The organism is Massilia sp. CT11-108, from assembly GCF_047302915.1.
Taxonomy (GTDB): domain Bacteria; phylum Pseudomonadota; class Gammaproteobacteria; order Burkholderiales; family Burkholderiaceae_D; genus Telluria; species Telluria orientalis.
On the sequence record NZ_JBKYMO010000524.1, the window covers coordinates 1 to 3,653 of the forward strand.

4 protein-coding genes are annotated in these 3,653 nt (G+C 67.3%); 1 reads left to right on the plus strand and 3 read right to left on the minus strand.

Going from position 1 to position 3,653, the window contains the following annotated elements:
• From ACEN88_RS26680 to ACEN88_RS26690, 3 genes are all read right to left on the minus strand, one after another.
• Positions 1–202: biotin/lipoyl-containing protein (locus ACEN88_RS26680; RefSeq protein WP_413344520.1), on the minus strand; the 202-nt coding region annotated here is incomplete at its 3' end.
• Positions 202–1,245, minus strand: a complete 1,044-nt coding sequence (locus ACEN88_RS26685; protein WP_413344522.1) for an alpha-ketoacid dehydrogenase subunit beta — start codon at positions 1,243–1,245, stop codon at positions 202–204. The genes ACEN88_RS26685 and ACEN88_RS26680, both read right to left, overlap by 1 nt.
• A gap of 1 nt (position 1,246) precedes the next feature.
• Entirely contained in the window at positions 1,247–2,479 is a 1,233-nt protein-coding gene (locus ACEN88_RS26690; RefSeq protein WP_413344524.1) for a 3-methyl-2-oxobutanoate dehydrogenase (2-methylpropanoyl-transferring) subunit alpha, read from the minus strand.
• Between the two features lie 276 nt (positions 2,480–2,755).
• Here ACEN88_RS26690 and ACEN88_RS26695 point away from each other — a divergent pair.
• Positions 2,756–3,653, plus strand: an 898-nt coding sequence (locus tag ACEN88_RS26695) for a PAS domain-containing protein (RefSeq protein WP_413344526.1), incomplete at its 3' end; no start/stop codon positions are given.

Here is a 3,653-nt window from a genome sequence, read left to right on the forward strand (position 1 = left end):
GCGATTCCCCGACCTTGCCGCCGAGTGAGATCACCGTCCCGTGCACCGGCGACGGAATCTCCACGGTCGCCTTGTCCGTCATGACGTCGGCCAGGATCTGGTCTTCGACGATCGCATCGCCCGGCTGCACGCGCCACGCGACGACTTCCACTTCCGCGATGCCTTCGCCCAGGTCCGGCATCTTGATCACATGCTGCCCCATCACGCCTCCATCGCTCGTTTGAATGCCGCGCCCACGCGGTCCGGCCCCGGAAAATACGCCCATTCCTGCGCATGCGGGTAGGGCGTGTCCCAGCCCGTCACGCGCTCGATGGGCGCCTCGAGGTGGTAGAAGCAGTGTTCCTGCACGAGGGCCGCGAGTTCCGCGCCGAAGCCGCTCGTGCGGGTCGCTTCGTGAACGACGACGCAGCGGCCCGTCTTCCTGACGGATGCGACGACCGTCTCGAGGTCCAGCGGCCACAGGGTGCGCAGGTCGATGATCTCGGCGTCGATGCCCGTCTCGTTCGCGGCCGCCTCGGACACCCACACCATCGTGCCGTACGTGAGCACGGTGAGGTCGGCGCCTTCTCTGAACACGGCGGCCTTGTCCAGCGGGACCGTGTAATAGCCTTCCGGGACTTCGCCCTTCGGGTGCTTCGCCCACGAGACGACGGGGCGGTCGTGGTGGCCGTCGAACGGACCGTTGTACAGCCGCTTCGGTTCCAGGAAGATGACGGGGTCGTCGTTCTCGATCGCGGCGATCAGCAGGCCTTTCGCGTCGTACGGATTCGACGGCATCACCGTGCGCAGCCCGCACACGTGCGTGAAGAACGCTTCCGGGCTCTGGCTGTGCGTCTGGCCGCCGTAGATGCCGCCGCCGCAGGGCATGCGGATCGTCAGCGGCGCGGTGAAATCGCCTGCCGAGCGGTAGCGCAGGCGCGCCGCTTCCGACACGATCTGGTCGGTCGCCGGATAAAAATAGTCGGCGAACTGGATCTCGACGACGGGCCGCAACCCGTACGCCGCCATGCCCACCGCCGTGCCGACGATGCCGCCTTCCGAGATCGGCGCGTCGAAGCAGCGCTGCTTGCCGTATTTCGCCTGCAGGCCGTCGGTCACGCGGAACACGCCGCCGAAATAGCCCACGTCCTGGCCGTAGATGACGACGTTGTCGTCGCGCCCGAGCATGACGTCCATGGCCGAGCGGAGGGCCTGGATCATCGTCATCGGGGTGGTCTTGATGTCGTTGTCGATGTCGCGCTTCATGTCACACCCCCAGTTGCTGGCGTTGGCGGCGCAGGTGTTCGGGCATGTCCTTGTAGACGTCCTCGAACATCGACGCGGCGCTCGGCACGCGGCCGTCGATCAGCGTGCCGTGGCGCTCCGCTTCCTTCTGCGCGGCCAGCACCTCGGCTTCCAGTTCGGCCTGCAGGGCCTCGTGTTCCGCGTCCGACCACCAGCCTTTGCCGATCAGGTGGCGGCGCAGGCGGCCGATCGGATCGCCCAGTGGGAAATAGGTCCATTCGTCGGCGGGCCGGTAGCGCGACGGGTCGTCCGACGTCGAGTGCGGCCCGGCGCGGTACGTCACCCATTCGATGAGCGTGGGACCGAGGTTGCTGCGCGCCCGCTCGGCGGCCCAGCACGACGCGGCATACACGGCCAGGAAATCGTTGCCGTCCACGCGCAGCGACGCGATGCCCGCGCCGACGCCGCGGGCGGCGAAGCTGACGCTCTCGCCACCGGCGATGGCCTGGAAGGACGAGATCGCCCACTGGTTGTTGACGACGTTCAGTATCACGGGCGCCTGGTACACGTGCGCGAACGTGAGGCCCGTGTGGAAATCGCTTTCCGCCGTGGCGCCGTCGCCGATCCAGCCGGACGCGATCTTCGTGTCGCCCTTGATCGCGGACGCCATGGCCCAGCCGACCGCCTGCGGGATCTGCGTCGCGAGGTTGCCCGAGATCGTGAAGAAACCTTTGTTCTTCACGGAATACATCACGGGCAGTTGGCGGCCCTTCAGCGGGTCCGCCTCGTTCGACAGCAGCTGGCACACCATGTCCACGAGCGGATACTCGCGCGCCATCAGCAGGCTTTGCTGGCGGTAGGTGGGGAAGCACATGTCGCCATCCTTCAGGGCGAGCGCATGGGCGCTGCCGATGGCCTCCTCGCCGAGCGAGGTCATGTAGAACGACAACTTCTTCTGGCGCTGCGCGATCACCATGCGCGCGTCGAAGATGCGGGTCTTCATCATCGTTCTCAGGCCGAAGCGCAAGGTGTCGCGGTCGAGGCCCGGATCCCACGGGCCGACGGCATTGCCGTCGTCGTCCAGCACGCGGATCATGCCGGCGGCAAGTAGCGCCGTGTCCTGGTAGCGGACGTCGACGGGCGGCCGGGGCGTGTCGCCGGCCCGGTGGATGTCGAGGTAAGAAAAATCGGTCTTGCAACCCGGGCGGCCGGTAGGCTCCGGGACGTGCAGCGACAGAGGTGTACTCTGGCTCATAAACGCTGTCCCCCTTGGTAAGGTGTGTGTGCGGCAGCAACATATTAATTCCGGAAAGACGGCGCACGGGTGCTTTCGCCGGGAATTTTCGTGCTGCCCTGCAGCATGCCGGCACGGGATCGCCGCGCGCGCGCCCGCCGCATCTGGCCCGCACCTTAGCATGCGGTGCAGCGGACAGGGGCCGATCCGGACAAGGTCGCGAATCGTGTGACCGCACGATGGTAAACGCGATTAAAATCGCGGACTTCAGAATATTCCAGCGGGCAGATTCACACGATGTCGACTCAGGCGGCTCCGGTCAGGACCTTTGGTGCGGGCGGCGGCCTGCTAGGCGGAATCATCGACGACTACGACTGGGCCGGCACGAGCCTCGGCCCCATCTGCCGCTGGCCGGACGTCGTCCGTACGACCGTCGAACTGATCCTGCGTTCGCCCGTGCCCATCGTCACGTTATGGGGCGAGGACGGCGTCATGATCTACAACGACGCGTATTCCGGCGTCGCGGGCGGACGCCATCCGCGCCTGCTTGGCTCCAGGGTGCGCGAAGGCTGGCCCGAAGTGGCCGACTTCAACGACAACGTGATGAAAGTCGGCCTGGCCGGCGGCACGCTGTCGTACCGCGACCAGGAACTGACCCTGCACCGCAGCGGCAAGCCCGAGCCGGTGTGGATGAATCTCGATTACTCGCCGATCGTCGATGCGGCCGGCGCCGTCGTCGGCGTGATCGCCATCGTCGTCGAGACGACGGCGAAGGTGCGCGCCGAGCGCTGGCTGAGCGGGGAACACGACCGCCTGCAGACGATGTTCGAGCAGGCGCCCGGCTTCATGGCCCAGCTGGCGGGCGCCGACCACGTGATCCAGTCCGCGAACGCAGCCTATCGCGCGCTTGCCGGCCAGCGCGACCTGCTCGGCAAGCCGCTGCGCGACGCGCTGCCGGAGACGGTGCCGCAGGGCGTGATCGCGATCCTCGACCAGGTCTACCTCACCGGCACGACCTACACCGCGACCGCGAGCCCGTTGTGGCTGGCCGACAGCCGCGGCAACCGCCGCCTGCACTACGTCGATTTCGTCTACCAGCCCGTGAAGCGCGAGGACGGCACCGTGTTCGGCATCTTCGTGCAGGGCGGCGACGTCACGGTGCGCGTCGAGGCCGAGCGGGCGCTGCGCGAGAGCG